The organism is Bacillus sp. RSS_NA_20, from assembly GCF_020165915.1.
Taxonomy (GTDB): domain Bacteria; phylum Bacillota; class Bacilli; order Bacillales; family Bacillaceae; genus Bacillus; species Bacillus altitudinis.
The window spans coordinates 1,146,470-1,167,468 of sequence record NZ_JAIUKW010000005.1 but is presented as its reverse complement, the minus strand read 5'-3'; the positions used below and the strand labels follow the sequence as shown (position 1 = coordinate 1,167,468).

The window sequence follows — 20,999 nt, the reverse complement described above, 5'->3', positions numbered from 1 at the left end:
GTGTGTTTTAATAATACCTATTGGATAAATCGGATATGATAGATTGAGAGAAACAGAGGAGTTGGATACGTTTTGTCTAAAGCATTATTTGTCGATACAGATTTTCAAAAAAATTGGCTAGATCAACTAGAATCCCTTCGTGAAACGATCGAACAATCTGCAAAAGAACATGATGAGGGTGCCTATTTTCCTAAACAAAATATCGAATCATTAGTAAAACTGGGCTATACAACGTTGTCTCTGCCTGTTGAGTACGGGGGCGGGGGTCAATCTGTAAAGGATATGGTTCTTTTTCAAGAAACACTAGGAAGTATGGATGGAGCAACTGCCTTATCGATCGGCTGGCACCAAGGAGTTGTTGGTGAAATTTATGAAAAGAAACTATGGAATGAGAAGCAGCTGCAATTTTTTGCTAAAGAAATCAAGAATGGGGCTCTTGTGAACCGGGCCGTCAGTGAGGCGCAAACAGGGAGTCCAACAAGAGGGGGCAAACCTGGAACAACTGCAACGAAATCAGGAGATCAATGGGTGATCAATGGCCGGAAAACATTTACAACGATGTCACCAGCACTCACATATTTTCTCGTCGGTGTATGGATCGAAGAAAAAGAAGCGATGGGCTTCTTCTTAATTCACCGTGATACAAAAGGTGTTTCTATAGAAGAAACGTGGGATGTTGTTGGCATGAGAGGAACAGAGAGCCATGATTTAATTCTAGATCAAGTGGAAGTTCCAGATGACATGTTGGTTGAAGTGCAAAAAGGACCTCGGGGCGGTACGTTAAACCCTTGGATCGCACATATTCCTTCCTGCTATTTAGGGATTGCACAAGCGGCAAGAGACTATGCTGTTCAGTATGCCATCACCCATTCACCGAACAGTATTAGCGGAACGATTAGCGAACTGCCAAATGTCCAAACACTGATTGGCGAAATTGATTTACTACTAAAGCAAGCACGCCATGTCATCTATTCAACGACAACATTGTATGAGCAGCCAGAGAAAAGAGAGCTGTTAATCAATGAATTCGGTGCTGTGAAGCATACAGTCGTTAATGATAGTCTGCAAGTGGTCGATAAAGCCATGCGTTTAGTCGGTGCAAAAAGCTTAAGCCTTAGCTGCCCGCTTCAACGTTACTATCGAGACATTCGTGCTGGCCTTCATAACCCACCAATGGACGATATGACGATTTCGAAAATTGCAAAGCAAGCGATAGAAGAGAAAAAATTGAACGTACAATAATCAGAAAGCCGGATAAAACCGGCTTTTTTTATTGAAAAAGAGGACGAGCGGCTCTTATTTCTGATCAGTCATCATGCTACAATCGATTGCAATCATGAGCAAAGAGGGTGATTGTTTGCAAAAAAAGAAGATGAAATGGCTGATTGCTGGCGTGATGCTTGCAGCACTTTGTATGAGCAAGCCTGCATCAAGTGAAGGAACATCTCCAAAATGGTCCGTCGATGAATTCATGAAAGAGCGGGAAGGCACATTTGTGATTCAAGAAGTAAAAGAAAAATCACCATGGGTGTATAACAAAAAAAGAGCGAACAAGCGCTTTGCACCACAATCAACGTTTAAAATAGCAAATGCCTTAATCGGACTTCAAACTGGCGCAGTTAAAGATGAATACGACATTAAATATTGGGACGGAGTAAAAAGAGAGATTGATAATTGGAATAAGGACCATACACTGGGCTCTGGCATGAGAGATTCAGTCGTCTGGTATTATCAAGCTATGGCACGTGACATCGGGGAAGAGCGCATGGGCCATTGGATAAAAGCCATTCATTATGGGAATCAAGACATATCTGGCGGAATCGATCAATTTTGGCTAAGCAGTACGTTGCGCATTTCTCCAGTAGAACAAGTCCATTTCCTAAAACAGTTATATGAAGAAAGTCTCCCATTTGACCTATCTGTTATGAGAACCGTCAAGCGAATGATGATACAAGAAGAAGAGAAACACGCCACGCTATACGGAAAAACAGGCTCCGGATCAGGAATTGGCTGGTACGCAGGCTTCATCAAACATGAAAACAAAACCTACATCTTCGCCACAAATATAGAAGGCACCGGACTAGAAGCAAAAGAAATTACCTATCGTATTTTGAAAAAATATCATTTGGTAGAAGCATCCGTTTAGGGTGCTTTTTTGTATGCGAAAAAGGGGATATATTGATAAGTTGATGATATATGGGTTAGTTTAAAAGTATGGTATATTTATAGAAAAATATTGAAATTGATTAGAAACAAAAAATCTCTTCTTAAGCAATTACATAGGAAGTACAAGAGTTGGAATTATGAACAAAATAAAATTGAATGTTTTGACCAAAGAATTTAACTCAGATATCGGAAAAGATACGACAAATAAGGTGATTAAAATCTCATTAGGAGGCTTATAAGAAGTGTATTTGAAAAATATACAATTAATGTCAGATGACGATCGTGGGAACTTAGCCAGCCAATCCCTTTGTATGACTGAAATGTTTTTATACGAATTAGAAAAGAAATTTCAAACGAAAGATTGTGAGGCTATTGTTTTGATATGTGGGTCTTTTAAAGACTACAAATTAATTAGTACTTTAAAAGATGAACCAGATTTCTTATTTTTAAAAAATACGTACGAGCTGGAAGTACCCTTCCGTTACAGTGAATTTGAAAATGCAACAAATAAGAAAAAGATCTTAGCAGATACTTTGGAAAAAGCGATACTCTATCTGTGTGAACTGAAAAATTGGGACAGTCAGCTAGTCAAAGCGACATTTAATAAAATGAAAGAGAAGGAATATAAAGCGGAGATTAAAGGGAGAACAAAACTAAGTCCCGATAAAAAAAGAAAAGCTTACCCACTTATCGAATTAGATTTAAAACAGTTTACTCTTTATCTTGTAGTTGAAGACAATAAAAGAAATATCTTAGATAAAAAATTAATTGCTAAAACCGATACCTACTTAGAAGAAATTTCCTATCATATGAGAGAGCTTAAGTGGTTAACGGATCATGAAGTGGCACTTTTCAAACGTGCACATAAAACAGTTTATACAAGTATACGTTTATCGTGATAAAGCAAATTGAGAATAATATAAAGAACACAATATATAAAGAGGGTATTCTAAATGGGCTTTTGGGAAGAAGTACATAAGAAAAAGAACATCATAATTGGTGATGATGGATTAGATATTTTTGAAGAAGCGATTGAACAATTCTATGAAATGACTGAGGAACATTTGAAGAGAAAGCCAACGATTGATGAGATGCTTTTGACAATTATGATGGCTTTAAACAATGGAGGTCGTCACTATTTTGATGATTTAAACGACAAAGAAGTAACGGATATTAAAATAACAACTAAAAAAGTAAAAACTTTAAGTAAAGTAGAACCAGGAGCTATATTTGAACTCCCATTAAAAGAAGTTGGGAAATTGAGCTATGCTTTGATCATTTCGGGTGAGGGGAAAAATCAATATGATGATATTTTAATCCAATACTATGATTTGTTTGTTGATGAAAGAATTGAAAAAAATGAGTTAAAACAATTGATGAAAAAAGAGAATGGACTATTTGTTGCAAATACAGGTCTGACAGGCTTTTTAAATGGTTCATGGAAAGTCATCACAAAAATAAATCAAGATTTTATAAAAGAAGAGGATCTTCAAAATCTGAAATTCGTGGAATACCGAGATGGAAATTATTACGTAAGCGAGGGGAAAGAAGGTCACAATGCACCTGTTATGGACTTAGAGGTTGCTGACCCAAAAACGGCTAAAATGATATTTAACCCGATTGGTATGCTTGGCGAATACACTATTATAAGCATTCTTTCATTATATTTTAAAGGTATGTCAATGGAGGATATTATTAAATATGAAATATAGGCAGTTTACAGCTTTCTATAATCGAAATAATTCGGTGTCAATTGAAATTCAAACATTAAAAGAAGATATAGAGGAAGAATTAAAAAACTACTAGTTCGACAAGAGTGGAGGTAGTTGTTGTTTGAAACGGCTTGAAGACTTATTTATTCGTTCAGAAAAGGAATTCAAATTCTATCAGAATTTAGTAGACCATGTGTTTGAAACAAATAAAGAGCTGCCACAACAAGTCTTTCGTAAGACATTTGATTGTTTTTTGTTTCAAGAGTTTGATTGGGCATTGAGTGATGATATTTTACCAACCATAAAAGAGTTATCAACTGTTACACAAGATAGAGAATTTTTGACTGCAGTCCTTCAACCAGATCCAACCGCATATTATTTGAAGGAATTTGGTTATTATCATTGGCTGAAAGCGAGTGTGAACATTTCAGGTGAGGATTATGTAAATGCACTATGGATGTACCCAAAAGGTTCCATAGCGGATAATATAATCACGAATTCGAATATAGTTGTCTGGTTATCTCATTCTTTGCAGTGGGCGATTTGGGCAGATAGAGATATGGAAATTTGTATCATAGGGATGGTATCAACAAAAGATTCTGCAAAAAATATGTTATTAGAAGAAGGATGGAAGCCACTGGATCACCCTGTTTTAGCAAATTGGTTTGAAGGATTATTGAAGGATCAAAAAACATTCAATGATTATTACACTCAAATGCTCTCTCATTATGCGTCATGTTACAAGCGGTGAAATGGAGTATCAATGACTGATGATAGACTTACTCGAAGAGATGAAAGGAGCATAAAGTGAAACATTTGTTTATATCCGATCCAAAAGAACTTGAACATGTTCTATCGTTTGTTCATTCGCTGGTTCATAGTACGAAGACATTCCCTAATCAAGCGTTGAAAGAGAAAACCACCCATTATTTATTTGAAGAATTCCATTGGTTGTTATCTGACGAAAGCTGGGAAATGTTAAAAGGTTTAGCTTTGAATCATCATGATGACTATATACTCATGGCTGTTTTAGATGAGCAGAAAAGTATGGATGATTATTATTATCATTTTGGTTATTATCCTTGGGTGAAAATCCCCTTAAACCTCACATCAAGCGATTACCTTGATCTCTTAACGGATTATCCGATAGAGAGTGTAAATGATAGCTTGATGAATATTGCTTCACGCGTGATATGGGTTTCCCCTTCTGCGAAATGGATCATTTATGGCGAAAGAGGTTATGAGATAGGAGTACTAGCGATTCATCAATTAGAACAAATGAATAAACAATTGTTAAAAACGTGGAGAACTTTAGATGAGATTGTATTAGGCTGGATTTCAGTTGTATTTCCGAATCAAAAACTTCCTGATGATTTTAAAAAAGAACTGATTCGAAATTATACTAACTTTGAAGAAATGACTTCATAAGGAGGAAGAAATGAAACAAATAGACCATGTATTAAACACATTAGATAAGTCTTTTCTAAATAAAGAGTTTCCGCTATTAGATAACGAGAACTTTGATTTTGCCAAAGGGAAGCTTTCTCTATTTACTAGAGATGGAAATTGGCTGATCACGATTCAATTATTCGGTTTATCGAAGTTAGGACCGGCTATTGATTTTTTTGCGTTTGGTCATGAGTTGAATGATGGATCCATCAATTTTCTATTGGATGAGCTCTTTGTTTTCGTGGATCAGCATTATGAAATAATAGATGATGATGAGATAGAACCTGGATTCACCAAACAACCATTACGAATTAAATTGAATGGTGGCTATTTTAATGTTCAAATACCAGAGTCATGCCAATCTGATGTAACAGAGGAAAATGAATGGATTACTCTGTTAAGAGAAATGGCCAAACATCGAGATTTGCTGGATAGTTTATGGATGACAGATCAAGAACAATTTGACATCGTTCAGCATGTATATGATAAACCACTTTATACAACTGAATCATGGTTTCATCCAGAAACGCATAGCCAACTCCCTAGTCAATCTCCTTTTTTTCAATCGGTTGCGAAGAGTTTGATCTATCAAGATCCAACATGCATTGTAAATATAAACACGAACACTGACTGGAGATTATGGTCAGATTTTGATACTGTGGAATATTTTTAGTTTCGTCTGATGTTTTAAATCGGTGAGGTGGAGCAAGTAATGAGAATCGTATTAGCAAAAGAGAAAAATCTATTCGAAGTAAATGAATTAATAAAGAAAATCAATTTAAACGTAGAAGAGTATCATTGGGTCATAAGTGATGTGACACTCCCAATGCTCCATGATCGGAATAATCAATCTCATTCAGAAGTCATGCCGGATTATACGGATTTTTTATTTCTGAAGGGTGAACATTTCAAAAAATTCTTACATGACTATTCTTATTCTTTTATTTTCGCTGTTTTGACCGCATTGCCTCGTCATGTAGATCATTTGAATATTCATTCAATACCTCAAATTGAAGATAATGAACGATATTGGAACGTGAATTATACACCCGTTATCCCTCAAGCCGTGTTTGAAATCGGATTTTTTGATTCGACAGATGTTATTTTTACAGGAGATCAGAAAATCTTAAGCGAATTTCGAAAAAAAGCGGACTTTATTTCATTTGAAGAATATTTACAAACTCCGTGACACGATAAGAATAGAGTTCATTCTGAAAAAATAGGAGAGTGAATGAGATGTTTAATAGTGTACAAAAATGGATCGATTATCTAGATGGTGGTTGTAATGTACTTGGAGTCACATTTGATTTGTTTCATAAAGAATTAATACTGAGCGTAAAAGTATCAGAATTAAATAAAGTTACTCAACATGAATTGCGATTTATGAATGTGGCGAGTCTTTATTATAATGGGGGTGAAGGTAATGATAGATTTGAAGAATTGATACAAGAAGAGATGAATTGGCAAATTTTTGAATGCAGTTACCATCCTAATGGGATAGGGAACCTTAAAAATGTACTTCTTGAAGAATTTGATTCAAATGCAAATTTTCTATTTAACATCAATGGGATGTTACTCGCAATAGAATCGAAAAACGTATGTTTCGATTCACAAGAATTTATTTGCAGTGTATAGGAAGATCTCATTAGCGTCTAAATAAGAATTAAAAATAATGAGAGATTGGGGAAAAATCCATGAGAATCAGCCGTGATAAACAAGGTTTATTCGATGATTTAAAACAACGTTATCAATACTTATTAGATTCATCTTATCCAGATGAAATCATCTCTTTTGAAGAGGAAACTGGTGTATGTTCAGATGATTTTTATATGTTTTTTTCACTTGTTGCAGGCAGCTTAAGTCTTGTGATCGATCATAAACGAATACCGAAAAAACAGTTAAACGTGCTGCGTCAGTCATTTGAAGAGCAATATCCCCAAATCAAATCTTATCAACAGATCCTTGAATCATATCCTTTACTGCACTCCTATGTTCAATACCATGAAGAAACAAGAAAACAAATCATTGCACTTCTACAATAACCTCTTGGAGGACAAACGATGACATGGTTTTTAAATGAAAAAATCCAGAAACAAATCCCTGATTTCGATATCAACCATCTAAAGCAAATCAATGAATTTCACTACTTTAAAGAGTATAATGAACATTACGACTTGATCAACTGTATTGTAATACACATCCCATATGATTCCCCGAATCTGCAAGCAGACATTCATCTGAAATTTACCAACGTCTCTTCTGTTCAAATCAAAGATTTGGAGTTAACAAACGATTCCTCTCTTTTTTTGAACATTCAACTTTTGGATAGAGGCTGGGAATATTTGAATTACTTTGTCGAAGATTATGAAGAACAGTATTTTTCTTTTTACTGTCAAACGGTTCAAGTCATACAAGTCGTATCAAATGAATCGGGCTAGTCGCTCTACATATGTGCGAATCATGCTTCCCCATCCCAACACAGAAAGGTGCAATGACATTGAATCAAATCATGAAATGGCTCTTATTTGCGGCAGTCATCGCTGGCTTATTGGTGTGCGCATTTTTTGTGTTCCGCTTCAACCAGCCTAAGCCGACGACGAACATCCATTATGCAGACACACAAAACAAACAACAAACACTCGATATGTATATGCCAAAGGGAAAAGATGAAGACAAGAAGAAGCATCCAGTCATGATCTATCTCCATGGCGGCGGCTGGACAGGCGGCGATAAGAATAGAGTCGCTTCAAAAGCTGATTATTTTACGGGGCAAGGATATGTGTTTGTTTCAATGAATTATAGGCTTCATCCTGATGCCAACTTCGAGCAGATGGCAGATGATACGGCAAGCGCTATTAAATGGGTGAAGGATCATGCAGATGAATATCAAATCGATTCGTCAAAAATCAATGTCATGGGACACTCAGCGGGCGGTCATTTGACGGCATTGGTTGCTACAGATTCGACTTACTTAAAACGTGTGGGGCTGTCGCCAAAAACGATCAATTCTATCGTGATTTTAGATGGACCGTTAAACATCAATCAATTTATACAAGCCATTCCATCGTATAAAAAAGTGTTTGGCAAACAGGAGAAGAACTGGACAAAGGCATCACCGGTCACTTATATGAATCAAAAGAATGTACCGCCTGTTTATTTGGTCACAGGCTGGGAAAATCCAGAGGTGTACCGATTTGCAGAAAAACTGAACCATGATCAAGGCTCACGGTTTGTTTTTCGGGTTCATTCGCTGAGCCACAGTGATTTAAATAAATGGTTTGGATCTGACAGAGCGCCAAAAGAAGCGCAAGAGATGACAAAGGCTGTGATGGCTTTCGTCAAAAAACAAAATCAATAACAAAGACTGTATGCTAGGGCAATCCATTTTGCCGAAGTATATGATAAAGTGGTTTGAAATTAAAGGAGTGTATGTTGTTGTCATCACGTATGGAAAATAAAGTGTTCAATTGCGAAAAAGAGCTGACGCTGAATATTATCGGTGGTAAGTGGAAAATGCTGATCTTATGGCACCTTGGCAGAGAAGGGACAAAACGGTTTGGTGAGTTAAAGTCGTTAATGCCTGGGATTACGCAAAGAATGCTTGTCAATCAGCTAAGAGAATTAGAGGAAGATCACATTGTGCACCGGGAGGTTTATCCCGTCGTTCCGCCAAAGGTTGAGTATTCTCTCACAGAACTCGGAGAAAGCTTAATGCCAATTTTAGAGGCGATGTATGATTGGGGCAAACAATATCTCGACAGCAATTTTTTAAAGGATGATAAATAGAAAGACGATAGATGTAGACAAAGAGCTAAAATCATTTTATTTTAGCTCTTTGTTTTCTTTTCAGCGTGACTTGAAAACCTTTGCAGTTTAGGAAGGACGAGTACTGAAGCGGCATCACAACACAGACTTGACACCGAATGCGAGGATTTGTCAGTACGTTTAGATACTGGTCGAAAAGACAGTGTCTTTTTTGTAACCATATGCGAAAAAGTATAGTATGTAAAAAAAAAGTGCGTACTTGGATTGCTTCCATCCTGTTGTTATACTCATTTCATCGTTCAAGAAGCCCTATTCACGGAGCTCTTGAAGATGAGATGAAAAAACGGGAGTGAACGTTCATGAAATTACAATTAGCATTAGATTTAGTGAATATACCAGAAGCGATTGAGCTGATCAAAGAAGTAGAAGGATCGATCGATGTAGTCGAAATTGGAACACCTGTTGTGATCAACGAAGGCTTGCGTGCCGTCAAAGAAGTCAAACAGGCATTTCCAAACTTACGTGTACTCGCCGATCTGAAAATTATGGATGCTGCCGGTTATGAAGTGCAGCAGGCATCTGAAGCTGGAGCGGATATCGTCACCATTCTTGCGGCAGCGGAAGATATGTCCATTCAAGGAGCGGTGAAGGAAGCAAAAGCAAGAGGGAAACAAATTTTAGTCGATATGATTGGGATCAAAGATATCGCCGGCCGCGCGAAAGAGCTTGATGAGCTTGGGGTAGATTATATTTGTGTGCACACAGGCTATGACCTGCAAGCGGTTGGTCAAAACTCATTTGATGACCTCATGACCATTAAACAAGTGGTCAAACAGGCGAAAACAGCGATTGCAGGCGGTATTAAACTTGATACGTTACCTGAAGTCGTCAAATTAAACCCTGATTTGATTATTGTCGGCGGCGGCATTGCGGCTCAAGACAATAAAGCAGAAGTGGCTGCGCAAATGAAGCAGTTGATTGCACAATCATGAAAACAAGTGACTATGTGAGAGCGATTCTAAGCGAGCTTTCTGAGCACTCGCCCGCGATTCAAGACGAACAAGCAGAGCAGCTTGTCAAAAGCATTTTAGCGGCTCGAAAGGTCTTCGTCGCAGGGGCTGGCAGGTCTGGTTTGATGGGGAAATCGTTTGCGATGAGACTCACGCATATTGGTGTCGAAGCTTATGTGATCGGTGAAACGAATACGCCTGCTTTTACATCTGAGGATTTATTGATTGTAGGGAGCGGTTCTGGCCGAACAGAGACGCTGCTTGTGCTCGCGAAAAAGGCAAGGGCGATTGGCGGAAGCGTGGCGTCGTTCACACTTTCAGCTGAGTCACCTATAGCTGATCTATCGGATGAAGTCATCTTACTGTCAGGTGCGCCAAAGGATCAACATGAAGGAAACCATCATACGATTCAGCCGATGGGCTCATTATTTGAGCAAACTTTGCTTCTTATGTACGATGCGGTCATCTTGAGATTGATGGAAATGAAAGAGCTCGACACCCATAAAATGTACGGTCACCATGCGAACTTAGAATAGCCGTGATGAAAACCTTTCCTTTTTTGAAGGAAAGGTTTTTTTAATACATGGTACTTAAAAAGAAGGATCACTTGACATAAAGGATAAGGTGTAACTATAATAGTTACATCTTGAAAGAAAAAACGTAAGCAACGGAAGGAAGATGAAGATGAAAGTACAAATTTGGTCAGATATCGCCTGTCCTTTTTGTTATATAGGAAAAAAACAGTTGGAAACAGCGCTTGAGCAATTCCCTCATAAAGAACAGGTAGAAGTAGAGTTTAAAAGCTTTGAGCTTGATCCGAATGCACCTGTTGCAGTGGATTATGATGTGCATGATATGCTTGTCAAAAAATATGGCATGAGCCGTAGCCGGGCCATCGCGATGAATGAACAGGTGAAACAGGCGGGCAAGGAGAAAGGAATCGATTTTCAATTCGATCCACTCGTTTTGACAAACACCTTTGATGCCCACCAGCTCGCACAATATGCTGGAAAAATGGGAAAAGGCGATCTCGTCATGGGAGAGCTGTTTCAAGCGTATTTTACAGATGGAAAGCATGTTGGTGATCGTCAAACCCTTTTAGATATCGCAGAAAAAGCAGGCCTTGATCAGAACGAAGTACAAAAGGTTCTAGACGGGCAAGAATTTGCAGACGATGTACGAGAAGATGAAAAAGAAGCAAGACAGCTCGGGATTTCTGCTGTGCCTTTTTTCTTGATCAATGACAAATATTCGGTTGCTGGTGCACAGCCAGCAGATACGTTCCTTCGTGCCCTTGAAACGGCTTGGACAGAAGAGGCAGTGCAAACGGAGAAAGCGGCTGATGCTTCATTTGAAGAAGCATGTGCAGATGGCGTATGTGCAGTACCTTCACCTAAAGAAGAAGTATAATCGGCATTTTCCCTATCTTTGATAAAAGATAGGGATTTTTGTTGATTAATAATTAATATATCTTTATACTTAAGTTATCTTAATTATGAAGGTGATGACAGTGACATCCAAAACAACGATGATCCAAGAATTAAACCAAATCGAAGCGCGCATCCATCAAAAGCTCCGATTAGAGTTTGAAGAGTTATTTGTAGATGAGTTAACTGATAAGCAGCATATTGTCCTTGATTTCGTAGAGCGAAAAGGGGGGAGCTCACCTATTCAGATTGCTCAGCAACTAGGCATCACCCAAAGTGCTGTGAGCCAGTTGTTAAACACGCTTGAAAAAAAAGAATGGGTTCGCCGCAGCATCAACCCGCAAAATCGTCGGGAATTGCACGTTGAACTTTCTGAAAAGGCAAAGACGTACTTGGAGAATATGAGAAAGATAGAACTTGCGATCATTGAAAAATACTATTCAAAATTAAGCCTCGAAGAGATCAACACATTGACATCCATTTATACAAAGCTTGATCAATTGATTGTAGATCAAAATGAAGGGGAAGGATGATGATCCATTGATGATGCTCAAACAAGAAGTACAGCGAATTGCCTCTTCTTATACGGAGAAAAAGAAACGGGCACTGCTTGTGATCGGACTGATTCATCAAGGAGAAAGACACGTTTTTCATTTCGGAGATCACCCCATACAGCAGCGCGTGCAGCCTGAGGAGGTCATTTTTGAAATCGGCTCTATTTCAAAAGTCTTTACGACAAGTATATTGGCAAGCATGATTCAAAAAGGGCATCTGAAGCTAGACGATTCCATTTCACTGTATTGTCCAGAAATAAGAAAGAATCACCCCATCCAATTGGAACAGCTGGCAACCCATACGTCTGGACTTCCTTCACATCGTTTTCTCAGAGATTTACAACTATGGTTTCTTCCAAAAGTGAGAAGAGATATGTACTGTCAATACTCCCTTGATGAATTAATGAAACTGTTACACTCGAAAAAATGGAATGAGCGAAAAGAATACCCATCTCGTTACTCCAATGTAGGGATGGGACTCCTCGGGTTGATCATGGGATGGTCTCTTCACAAAACATATGAAGAGCTGCTGACTGAATATATCGTGGGTGAGCTGAAACTATCGAACACCTTGATTACGATCAAGGAGGACGTCAAAGAGAAGATGATCCTCGGTCATCAAGAGAATGGAAAAGAGGTTCCTCCGCTTCAGATGCATGACTATCAAGGGGCTGGTGCGATTCGTTCGACGATCACTGATTTGCTTTCATTTCTCTCTGCACATATGAGTGCAGACGTCGCTTCTCCATGGAAAATGACCCACGAGCCAAAGGTAAAGATAGGGAAAAACATGTCAATGGGACTCGGGTGGGTCATAGATGATACGGGATTGATTTGCCATAATGGTGCAACTTCTGGTTTCTCCAGCTTCATGGGCTTCCGCCCGCATTCAAAAACAGGAGTGGTCGTCTTGTCTAACTATCGCAATCGTATCACGCAAGATTCTCCCGACCGAATTGCTTATGACGTGATGAATATGCTAGAACAAGAGCCTAAAGCCAAATGAGCCTCCTATGAAGAGGGCTCATTTTTTCTTGCGTTCAGCGCTTTAATCGTTTCACCAGAAACGAGTTCAGGTTCATAAAATGTTTGATCAGGGAGATTCTTTTTCCCTTGTACGTGTTTAATCATCCAGTCTGCCGCATCTCGTCCCATTTGCTCTTGAGGGTGTGTCAGGGTTGTCAGTTTCACATGGGCATTTTTTTGGGCAATATACGAGTTATCCTGTCCAATAATGGAAAGATCATCTGGAATAGATAAACCCATTTCACTACATACATTTGCTACTTCTAACCCGACTTCATCGTTATAGCAAACAAGGGCGGTCAGCTCATGCTGGTGCGCTTGTAAAAAGGTTTTGATATGATCCCCCAAATACTGCTTCGATTCTGTATCGAAAAAAAGGACATGCTCTGGTAGGAAATTGAGCTTCGCTTCACCGAGTGCCTGAATATAGCCTTTCATTCGATATTTTCCTTGTAAATCATCTGTTTTTGAAATCAGTCCAATGTGCTGATGTCCAGAGGTGATCAGCTCCTTTGTCGCTAAATAGCTGGACTTTACATCATCCAAACAAAGGAAGGGAACCTCTAACTGCTCATAGTAGGCATTGATCATAATAAGCGGGACATCCTGCTCTTTAAAGGATAGGTAGTACGAAATATTTGGATTATATAAATTGCTTTTTGTCGGTTCGACAATTAATCCGTCCACACCAAAGGACAGCATCATTTCAAGCGCTTTTTTCTCCTGCTCCACATCGTTATTTGTACTCGCCAGTAACAAAGAATAGTTCTCTTCATTTAATCGGCTTTCGATGCCCCGAATGATCGACGGAAAAATGTAATCGGATATGTATGTGGTGATGACGCCAATCGTTTTCATATGAGCATGTCCAGCAGGTTTTGTTTGATATTGATTGGTGACAAATGTGCCCGAGCCTTTTTCGCTTCGTAAAAAACCTTCACTCGATAATTCTAAGATGGCTTTTCGCACCGTATGCCGGCTTACTTGATACATCTCTTGTAAGCTTGATTCGGTTGGAATACGCTCCCCGATCCGGTAATCCCCTGTCAGTATTTTGCTTTTTATATCATCCATAATGATCTGGTACTTCTTTTTCATCGTTTCACTTCTTTCACAGTTGATCCTCTACTCGGATTGAGAAGAACTTGTATGGACATATTTTAACATGGTTGCTCAATCAAAAACAGGCGCTTGCAGTGTCTACCGTCTAATCCTTAGAGAATATGAAAGTTTTTGTCTGATTATGTATGCACAACTATATTTATTATTGACATATGTACGGACAAATATTATATTGTTTTTGTGCACAGGTAAAGATGGATCCAACGAAAAAGATATTTGAAACCGCTATCATCATGGGGGTGAACAAAATGAATCGTGAAGAGACGGCCAAAGCCATTAGAGAAGGCAGGACATCTTTGGGCATTGAATTTGGTTCGACACGAATTAAAGCCATTTTAATAGATGAAGAGTTTCAGCCAATTGCGCAAGGTGCATTTGAATGGGAAAGTTCTCTTCAAGAAGGAATATGGACGTACAACTTAATTGAGATCATTACAGGTCTTCAAGTGGCGTACCGTCAGATGAAAGAACAGGCTGCACAATTGTATGGGGTGACGATTCAAACCATTGGCTCCATCGGGATATCTGCGATGATGCATGGCTACGTCGCCTGTCATCATACAGGAGAGCTCCTCGTCCCGTTTCGAACGTGGCGGAATGGAACAACGACCGAGGCGAGTCAAAAGCTAACAGATGTATTCCAATTTCATATTCCAGAAAGATGGAGTATCGCTCACTTATATCAAGCGATACTAGGAGAGGAAAAACATCTGTCCCGGTTAGAGTATGTGACCACTTTGTCCGGCTACATTCACTGGCTGTTAACAGGGAAGCAGGCCATCGGAATTGGCGATGCGTCGGGAATGTTCCCCATTGATGAAAAAACGAAGGATTACAACGAAGTGATGCTTCATCAATTTGAAGCATTGATTGCAGAAAAAGGCTACCCGTGGAAGCTTCGTCATCTTTTGCCGCGCATCTATTTAGCAGGCGAAGAAGCTGGTGTGTTAACAGCAGCTGGAGCAGCGATTTTAGACCAAGGCAAACAGTTGCAGCCAGGTATCCCTTTTTGCCCGCCAGAGGGTGATGCAGGAACAGGGATGGTCGCAACAAACAGTGTGGAAAAGAGAACTGGGAATATTTCAGTTGGGACATCTGTATTTGCCATGATTGTGTTAGAGCAACATCTAAAAGGTGTGTATCCAGAAGTGGACCTTGTCACGACACCAGATGGCCTGCCAGTCGCAATGGTTCATGCCAACAATTGTACAAGTGACCTCAATGCTTGGATGAATCTATTCAGAGAAGCGTTTGAAGCAATGGGTCAGCCAGTTGAAACAGAAAGAATGTACGAAACCCTATTAAATCAAGCTTTAGAAGCAGATCATGATGGGGGCGGGCTTTTAAGCTATGGCTATTATTCTGGTGAAAATATTACGAGACTAAAAGAAGGAAGACCCCTTTTTGTTAGATCTCCTCAAAGCCGGTTTACCCTTGCTAATTTCATTCGGACACATCTCTTCTCTGCATTTGGCGCAATGAAAATCGGGATGGATCGGTTAAAAGCACATGAACAAGTCAAGATTGATCGTTTACTAGGACATGGCGGTTTATTTAAAACACCAGTAGTTGGACAAAAAATGGTCGCTGCTGCACTTGGGACACCTGTATCCGTCGTATCAACGGCGGGAGAAGGCGGTGCGTTTGGGATGGCGGTCCTTGCTTCGTATATGCTCAATCACCAGCAGCAAACACTGAGCCATTTTCTCAAGCATCAAGTATTTGCCCATACATTAGAAGAGCTTATTGATCCTGATCCACTGGATGTTAAAGGTTTTGAGGAATTTATAAAGCGCTATCAAGAAGGACTCCCGATAGAAAAAGCGGCAGTAGAACATTTGACGCCACAGAAAGGAGCGGCACCTGTATGTTAGAGCGGTTAAAAGAAGAAGTGTTTCAAGCGAATCTAGATCTACCAAAGTACGGACTTGTGAAATTTACATGGGGCAATGTCAGTGCGTGCGATCGTGACAGTAGACTGTTTGTCATTAAGCCAAGCGGCATAGCGTATGACAAATTATCAGCAAAAGACATGGTCGTGGTCGATTTTGACGGTCAAGTGGTCGAGGGAGAATTCAATCCTTCTTCCGATACTGCCACACATGCTGTTCTTTACAAACACTTTGAGGAAATTGGCGGCATTTCACATAGCCATTCAATGTGGGCAACGGTATGGGCGCAAGCTGGACTTGATTTACCAGCAATGGGCACAACACATGCAGATACATTTTACGGACCTGTTCCGTGCGCTCGATTTCTCACAGAAGAAGAGGTGAATCGCGGGTATGAGGTGGAAACAGGACACTTGATCATTGAAACGTTTGAGAAAAGACAGATAGATGTCATGGCGGTTCCTGGTATTTTGCTACAAGGTCATGGTCCCTTTACGTGGGGGAAAGATGCAAAAAGTGCGGTAACGAACAGTGTCATTTTAGATGAAGTAGCGAAAATGAACCTGTTTGCAAAGCAATTGAACGAATATGCAGAGCCTCTTCCGCAGGTGATTTTAGATAAACATTATTTAAGAAAACATGGAACACATGCGTATTACGGACAAAAACCTTCAAGATAAAGAAAAGAGGGATTTCTATGTTAACAAGTCAGAAGAAAGAATGTTGGTTTGTCGTCGGGTCACAGCACTTATATGGGGACGAGGCACTGAAGCAAGTGAAGGCAGATGCGCAAAAGATAACAGATGCCTTAAATGAGAGCGGTTTGCTGCCTTATCCAATTATTCTGCAGGAACTGGCGGTTAGTGCGGATCAAATCACACAGCTGATGAAAGAGGTCAACTATCGTGATGAGGTCATCGGTGTGATGACTTGGATGCATACGTTTTCTCCAGCAAAAATGTGGATACGTGGTACGTCTCTTTTGCAAAAGCCTCTTTTGCATCTCGTCACGCAATACTATGAAAACATTCCGTGGGACACGATTGATATGGACTATATGAATCTCCATCAATCGGCACATGGAGACAGAGAGTACGGCTATATCAATGCACGTTTAAATAAGCAAAACCAAATCATTGCAGGTCATTGGTCGAAGCAGGAGGTGAAGCAGCAAATCGCTGATTGGATGGACGTTGCGGCTGCCTATCATGAGAGCTTCCACATCAAAGTGGCTCGGTTTGGTGACAATATGCGCCACGTTGCGGTGACAGAAGGAGATAAAATTGAAGCGCAGATCCAGCTAGGCTGGACCGTTGATTACTTTGGAATTGGCGATCTTGTGAACTATGTAAATGCTGTGGAAGAAGCAGAAGTTGATGCTCTGTTTGCTGAGTACTTAACGTTATATGACGTGGATTATGGGAGTTATTCGGCGGAAGAATGGGAACAAAGTGTAAAAGTGCAAGCACGATATGAAATTGCCATCAAACGTTTCTTAGATGAAGGCGGCTACAATGCCTTTACGACAAACTTTGAAGATCTACATGGCATGAAGCAGCTTCCGGGTTTAGCCGTTCAGCGGCTGATGGCAAAGGGATATGGCTTTGCGGGTGAAGGGGATTGGAAAACCGCCGCACTGGATCGTTTATTAAAGGTGATGAGCCATCATCAATCCACAGGTTTTATGGAAGATTACACATATGAAATGACTGCTGGTCAGGAAGCAGTGCTGCAATCTCATATGCTAGAAGTAGATCCTGCGCTTGCACATACAAAACCTGTCATTGTCGTGTCTCCGTTAGGCATTGGAAACCGGGAAGACCCAGCACGTCTTGTGTTTGATGGAAAAGCAGGCGAGGGCGTTGTTGTCTCCATTGCTGATTTTGGAACACATTTCAAATGGCTGATTCAAGAAGTGGAAGCCTTTGAGCCGCAGGAAGCAGCACCACATTTACCGGTGGCACGAGTCCTCTGGAAAATCAAACCGAACTTTCAAGATGGCGTCAAAGCATGGATTAAGCACGGCGGAGGTCATCATACAGTCGTATCTCTCAATTTAACGGTTGATCAAATTGTTCATTTTGCAAAGCTTGTGAATGCAGAATATGTGGTTTTATAAAGAAGGGTGAAATGCATTCTACTGTGAACGGTAGAATGGCAGGGAGAAATGAGAGCGGTTTATTAAGTGAGGGGGATCATCCACTTGGAGAAAAAAGTATCAAGTAAATTTATCTTCTTTTTCGGGTCCTTTGCAGGCATCTTATTTGGATATGATATTGGTATTATCGCAGGGGCGGAAGGGCACATTCAGGAAGAATTTCAGCTCAGCCCGTTATGGCTTGGCATCGTCGTCTCTTCACTAATGGGCGGGGCAATCATTGGTTCCATTTTAAGCGGTCTGATGGGGGATAAGTTTGGTCGCAGAAAGCTCATTTTGGTGTCATCGGTTATCTTTTTTGTCGGTGCGCTTGGCTCAGCCATTGCACCAGAAGAAATCTCATTAACCATTGCCCGGATTTTCTTAGGAACAGCTGTAGGGACAGCCTCATCGCTCGTGCCTGCTTACATGTCTGAAATCGCTCCGGCCAAAATTCGCGGGAAATTGTCCGGCCTGAATCAGCTGATGATTGTGAGTGGATTATTGCTTAGCTATATCGTCGCATTTGTGTTTGAACCAATTCCAGACAGCTGGCGCTGGATGCTGGGAAGTGCTGCTTTATTTGCGATCGTGCTTTATATTGGCATGCTGAAACTTCCTGAATCTCCAAGATATTTAATTAAACACGGAATGGCTCATAAGGCACGTGAAGTATTAGGATCACTTCGTTCCTCACGTGAAGAGATTGAAGCAGAAATGCAAGAAATTTTAGAAGTGGCAAAAGAAGAACGCTCAGGCATTCGTGAATTATTTCAAAAGAAATTCCGTATGGCTCTCTTTATTGGGGTCGGAATGGCGACACTCCAGCAAATACAGGGTGCGAACTCCATTGTGTATTATGCAACGAGTATCGCAAGAAATGTAGGTCTTGCTCCGCAAGTTGCCGCAGGTTTTACCGTCATTGTTGGAGTCATATTTGTTGTGACGACCGTGATCTTTTTACAATTCGTCGACCGGTTCGACCGCCGAACGATTCTCACAGTTGGGGGAACGGGGATGGCCCTGTCTTTCTTTGCACCAGCGGCATTAGGTGCGCTCGGAGTGAGTGAAGGCATATTAAACTGGGTCACATTGATTTCACTTTGCTGCTTTATTTTGTGCTATGCCTTCTCATGGGCACCGATCACATGGATTATTATTGGTGAAATTTTCCCACTTTCTGTAAGGGGCATTGGAGCGGGCATTTCCTCTGCCTTTAACTGGACGGGATCATTAGCAGTTGGCCTTGTTTTCCCTATCTTGGCTGACCAATTCAGCTTTGGCGTGATTTTCTCCTCATTTGGGGTCATCTGCTTAATTGGCCTGTTGTTCACGCGCTTTGTATTAGTCGAAACAAAAGGAAGAAGCTTAGAACAAATCGAAACCGATATGGCTGCACGAGTCTAAAAGAAACCATCTATCCTGTGTGGATAGATGGTTTCAGCGTGTAGACAAACCCTCGCATTCTTTGTCAGTCCTGCGTGCCAGTGCTCACGAATGTCAAATTCGCTCCGCGCCGGTACTCGTCCTTCCTAGAATTCAAAGGTTTTCTATCACGCTGAAAAGAAGACAAAGGGCTAAAATCAAGTTCATTTTAGCCCTTTGTCAACAATCTGAACCATCTATTCTGTGTGGATAGATGGTTTTTTTAATCAAGTATTTGTTTCAGTTCATCTGGCAGTAAATCCATTAATTGATCAGATGAGGATACGTCCAGCACTTCAAGAAGCGCATAATATTTCGCATAAATTTCACTCAGCTGATCAGGATGATTTGCTTCATATCGATTCAAATGCAATTGCGTCAGTTCAAGTGCAATGTCCAGTTTGTTTCGTTCGATGGTTTGTGTTGTGTTGATCAAATCGTTCACCTCTTATTTTAAAGTTATTGAAAAATGTTACGGTGCAGTTCCGCAGCTGACTTTATATTCATGGTCTTCTACCTTTTTTGAATAACAGACGGAAGGCGTCATTCCCGTCTCACTTTTCCAAGCCTGCCAATACACATCATACAGCTGACCATATTGAGGGTCTACATCGTCCTTTTTTTGCAAAATAGCAAAATAGCTTTGGTAAGGGTAGCCTTCTTGATAAATGGCATGCCGTATCGCTCCTCTTTCAGTCGCATTTGTAAAAACCATAGGCGACAGCAAGGGAAGGGTGATAACTACGACGAGCAGGATGAAAAATGAAAAAAGTTTATGTCTTGTCTTCATCAATGAATGTCCTTTCCTTCACAAGAGATCATTTGTATAATATGTTAAAATTGTCCTATTGTAAAGGGTGATGAGACTACTAGATCACCAGCGGATTTTATCAAAAATAGACAAGCATCTAATCACTAATCGCGCCTCTTACATACGATAGAGTGTAAGTGAAAGACAACTTGAAGGGGTGTTGAGATGAGCCGGAATCGATTAGACAATTTTTTCTTTGGGCCTCGCAGAGGGAATCATGGAGAAGTTGAAACGGTTGTATCCCCTACACGTCAAATTGTCAACACGACAACAAATGAACAAACGATCAGAAAGATTCATCCAACTCATATCACAAACGTCAATAAAAACATCAAAAGAATTGAAAACTACTACCCTGTAACGCAATCTACTCGAAATGAGTATATTGTGGAAGAATATGACTGTGGCAGTGATATCAAGAATCCTTGCTGCCGCCCGGTCAAACGCTGTAAGTGGTAGTTTAATGGTAAAAAGAAGTGAGGCATCCTGTGATGGGATGCCTT

Annotated in this window: 26 protein-coding genes; 23 read left to right on the top strand and 3 right to left on the bottom strand. The window is 40.2% G+C overall.

What is annotated here, in order from left to right:
* The first annotated feature begins 72 nt into the window (after positions 1 to 72).
* The 18 genes from LCD32_RS11620 (at position 73) to LCD32_RS11535 (ending at position 13,089) form a co-directional block, all read left to right on the top strand.
* On the top strand, positions 73 to 1,242 hold the full coding sequence (locus tag LCD32_RS11620; RefSeq protein WP_035702658.1) for an acyl-CoA dehydrogenase family protein: 1,170 nt from the start codon (positions 73 to 75) through the stop codon (positions 1,240 to 1,242).
* Between the two features lie 115 nt (positions 1,243 to 1,357).
* Positions 1,358 to 2,146: a BPU family class D beta-lactamase gene (gene blaBPU / locus LCD32_RS11615; RefSeq protein WP_048003296.1), complete on the top strand. Its 789-nt coding sequence runs from the start codon at positions 1,358 to 1,360 to the stop codon at positions 2,144 to 2,146.
* Between the two features lie 262 nt (positions 2,147 to 2,408).
* Complete coding sequence (locus tag LCD32_RS11610; RefSeq protein ID WP_224563817.1) at positions 2,409 to 3,065, top strand: hypothetical protein; 657 nt, start codon at positions 2,409 to 2,411, stop codon at positions 3,063 to 3,065.
* A gap of 54 nt (positions 3,066 to 3,119) precedes the next feature.
* Entirely contained in the window at positions 3,120 to 3,878 is a 759-nt protein-coding gene (locus tag LCD32_RS11605; RefSeq protein ID WP_224563816.1) for an Imm26 family immunity protein, read from the top strand.
* Between the two features lie 121 nt (positions 3,879 to 3,999).
* Positions 4,000 to 4,629 (top strand): hypothetical protein, encoded by a 630-nt coding sequence (locus LCD32_RS11600; RefSeq protein ID WP_025207681.1) that lies wholly within the window; start codon positions 4,000 to 4,002, stop codon positions 4,627 to 4,629.
* Positions 4,630 to 4,685: 56 nt separating this feature from the next.
* Entirely contained in the window at positions 4,686 to 5,306 is a 621-nt protein-coding gene (locus tag LCD32_RS11595) for a hypothetical protein (RefSeq protein ID WP_025207680.1), read from the top strand.
* Positions 5,307 to 5,316: 10 nt separating this feature from the next.
* The gene (locus tag LCD32_RS11590) at positions 5,317 to 6,000 is read left to right on the top strand and encodes a DUF7003 family protein (protein WP_025207679.1); all 684 of its coding nucleotides are present in this window, start codon (positions 5,317 to 5,319) and stop codon (positions 5,998 to 6,000) included.
* Between the two features lie 39 nt (positions 6,001 to 6,039).
* Positions 6,040 to 6,516: a hypothetical protein gene (locus LCD32_RS11585; RefSeq protein ID WP_008342589.1), complete on the top strand. Its 477-nt coding sequence runs from the start codon at positions 6,040 to 6,042 to the stop codon at positions 6,514 to 6,516.
* A 47-nt stretch (positions 6,517 to 6,563) separates the two neighbouring features.
* Positions 6,564 to 6,962 carry a hypothetical protein gene (locus LCD32_RS11580; protein WP_060781220.1) on the top strand — a complete coding sequence of 133 codons (399 nt, stop codon included), beginning with the start codon at positions 6,564 to 6,566 and terminating at the stop codon, positions 6,960 to 6,962.
* Between the two features lie 59 nt (positions 6,963 to 7,021).
* Positions 7,022 to 7,369 (top strand): YxiJ family protein, encoded by a 348-nt coding sequence (locus tag LCD32_RS11575; protein WP_060781219.1) that lies wholly within the window; start codon positions 7,022 to 7,024, stop codon positions 7,367 to 7,369.
* A gap of 18 nt (positions 7,370 to 7,387) precedes the next feature.
* Positions 7,388 to 7,765 carry a hypothetical protein gene (locus tag LCD32_RS11570; protein ID WP_060781218.1) on the top strand — a complete coding sequence of 126 codons (378 nt, stop codon included), beginning with the start codon at positions 7,388 to 7,390 and terminating at the stop codon, positions 7,763 to 7,765.
* A 53-nt stretch (positions 7,766 to 7,818) separates the two neighbouring features.
* On the top strand, positions 7,819 to 8,685 hold the full coding sequence (locus tag LCD32_RS11565) for an alpha/beta hydrolase (protein WP_224563814.1): 867 nt from the start codon (positions 7,819 to 7,821) through the stop codon (positions 8,683 to 8,685).
* A 71-nt stretch (positions 8,686 to 8,756) separates the two neighbouring features.
* Entirely contained in the window at positions 8,757 to 9,113 is a 357-nt protein-coding gene (locus LCD32_RS11560) for a winged helix-turn-helix transcriptional regulator (protein ID WP_029708013.1), read from the top strand.
* Between the two features lie 338 nt (positions 9,114 to 9,451).
* Positions 9,452 to 10,084 carry a 3-hexulose-6-phosphate synthase gene (hxlA, locus tag LCD32_RS11555; protein ID WP_060781216.1) on the top strand — a complete coding sequence of 211 codons (633 nt, stop codon included), beginning with the start codon at positions 9,452 to 9,454 and terminating at the stop codon, positions 10,082 to 10,084.
* Complete coding sequence (gene hxlB / locus LCD32_RS11550; RefSeq protein WP_041506847.1) at positions 10,081 to 10,638, top strand: 6-phospho-3-hexuloisomerase; 558 nt, start codon at positions 10,081 to 10,083, stop codon at positions 10,636 to 10,638. The genes hxlA and hxlB overlap by 4 nt, the downstream gene beginning before the upstream one ends.
* A 148-nt stretch (positions 10,639 to 10,786) precedes the next feature.
* Positions 10,787 to 11,512, top strand: coding sequence for a DsbA family oxidoreductase (locus LCD32_RS11545; RefSeq protein WP_024718774.1), 726 nt, complete (start codon positions 10,787 to 10,789; stop codon positions 11,510 to 11,512).
* A 94-nt stretch (positions 11,513 to 11,606) separates the two neighbouring features.
* Positions 11,607 to 12,062 carry a MarR family winged helix-turn-helix transcriptional regulator gene (locus LCD32_RS11540; RefSeq protein ID WP_202394234.1) on the top strand — a complete coding sequence of 152 codons (456 nt, stop codon included), beginning with the start codon at positions 11,607 to 11,609 and terminating at the stop codon, positions 12,060 to 12,062.
* Positions 12,063 to 12,072: 10 nt separating this feature from the next.
* Positions 12,073 to 13,089, top strand: coding sequence for a serine hydrolase domain-containing protein (locus tag LCD32_RS11535; protein ID WP_205630557.1), 1,017 nt, complete (start codon positions 12,073 to 12,075; stop codon positions 13,087 to 13,089).
* A gap of 5 nt (positions 13,090 to 13,094) precedes the next feature.
* Here LCD32_RS11535 and LCD32_RS11530 read toward each other — a convergent pair whose 3' ends face one another.
* Positions 13,095 to 14,207, bottom strand: a complete 1,113-nt coding sequence (locus tag LCD32_RS11530) for a GntR family transcriptional regulator (protein WP_060781214.1) — start codon at positions 14,205 to 14,207, stop codon at positions 13,095 to 13,097.
* 272 nt (positions 14,208 to 14,479) lie between these two features.
* Between LCD32_RS11530 and LCD32_RS11525 the strand changes: the two genes are divergently transcribed.
* The 4 genes from LCD32_RS11525 (at position 14,480) to LCD32_RS11510 (ending at position 19,667) form a co-directional block, all read left to right on the top strand.
* On the top strand, positions 14,480 to 16,105 hold the full coding sequence (locus LCD32_RS11525) for a xylulokinase (RefSeq protein ID WP_060781213.1): 1,626 nt from the start codon (positions 14,480 to 14,482) through the stop codon (positions 16,103 to 16,105).
* The gene (locus LCD32_RS11520) at positions 16,099 to 16,803 is read left to right on the top strand and encodes an L-ribulose-5-phosphate 4-epimerase (protein WP_041506853.1); all 705 of its coding nucleotides are present in this window, start codon (positions 16,099 to 16,101) and stop codon (positions 16,801 to 16,803) included. The genes LCD32_RS11525 and LCD32_RS11520 overlap by 7 nt, the downstream gene beginning before the upstream one ends.
* Before the next feature lie 17 nt (positions 16,804 to 16,820).
* Complete coding sequence (gene araA / locus LCD32_RS11515; RefSeq protein ID WP_035702698.1) at positions 16,821 to 18,242, top strand: L-arabinose isomerase; 1,422 nt, start codon at positions 16,821 to 16,823, stop codon at positions 18,240 to 18,242.
* Between the two features lie 84 nt (positions 18,243 to 18,326).
* Positions 18,327 to 19,667, top strand: coding sequence for a sugar porter family MFS transporter (locus LCD32_RS11510; protein WP_017367658.1), 1,341 nt, complete (start codon positions 18,327 to 18,329; stop codon positions 19,665 to 19,667).
* Between the two features lie 241 nt (positions 19,668 to 19,908).
* On the opposite strand, the gene LCD32_RS11505 is transcribed toward LCD32_RS11510, so the two are convergent.
* Positions 19,909 to 20,130: a hypothetical protein gene (locus LCD32_RS11505; RefSeq protein WP_224558471.1), complete on the bottom strand. Its 222-nt coding sequence runs from the start codon at positions 20,128 to 20,130 to the stop codon at positions 19,909 to 19,911.
* A gap of 27 nt (positions 20,131 to 20,157) precedes the next feature.
* The gene (locus LCD32_RS11500; protein WP_048003119.1) at positions 20,158 to 20,475 is read right to left on the bottom strand and encodes a hypothetical protein; all 318 of its coding nucleotides are present in this window, start codon (positions 20,473 to 20,475) and stop codon (positions 20,158 to 20,160) included.
* Positions 20,476 to 20,661: 186 nt separating this feature from the next.
* On the opposite strand from LCD32_RS11500, the gene LCD32_RS11495 reads away from it, so the two are divergent.
* Positions 20,662 to 20,955 carry a CotD family spore coat protein gene (locus LCD32_RS11495; protein WP_008342559.1) on the top strand — a complete coding sequence of 98 codons (294 nt, stop codon included), beginning with the start codon at positions 20,662 to 20,664 and terminating at the stop codon, positions 20,953 to 20,955.
* Positions 20,956 to 20,999 lie beyond the last annotated feature (44 nt).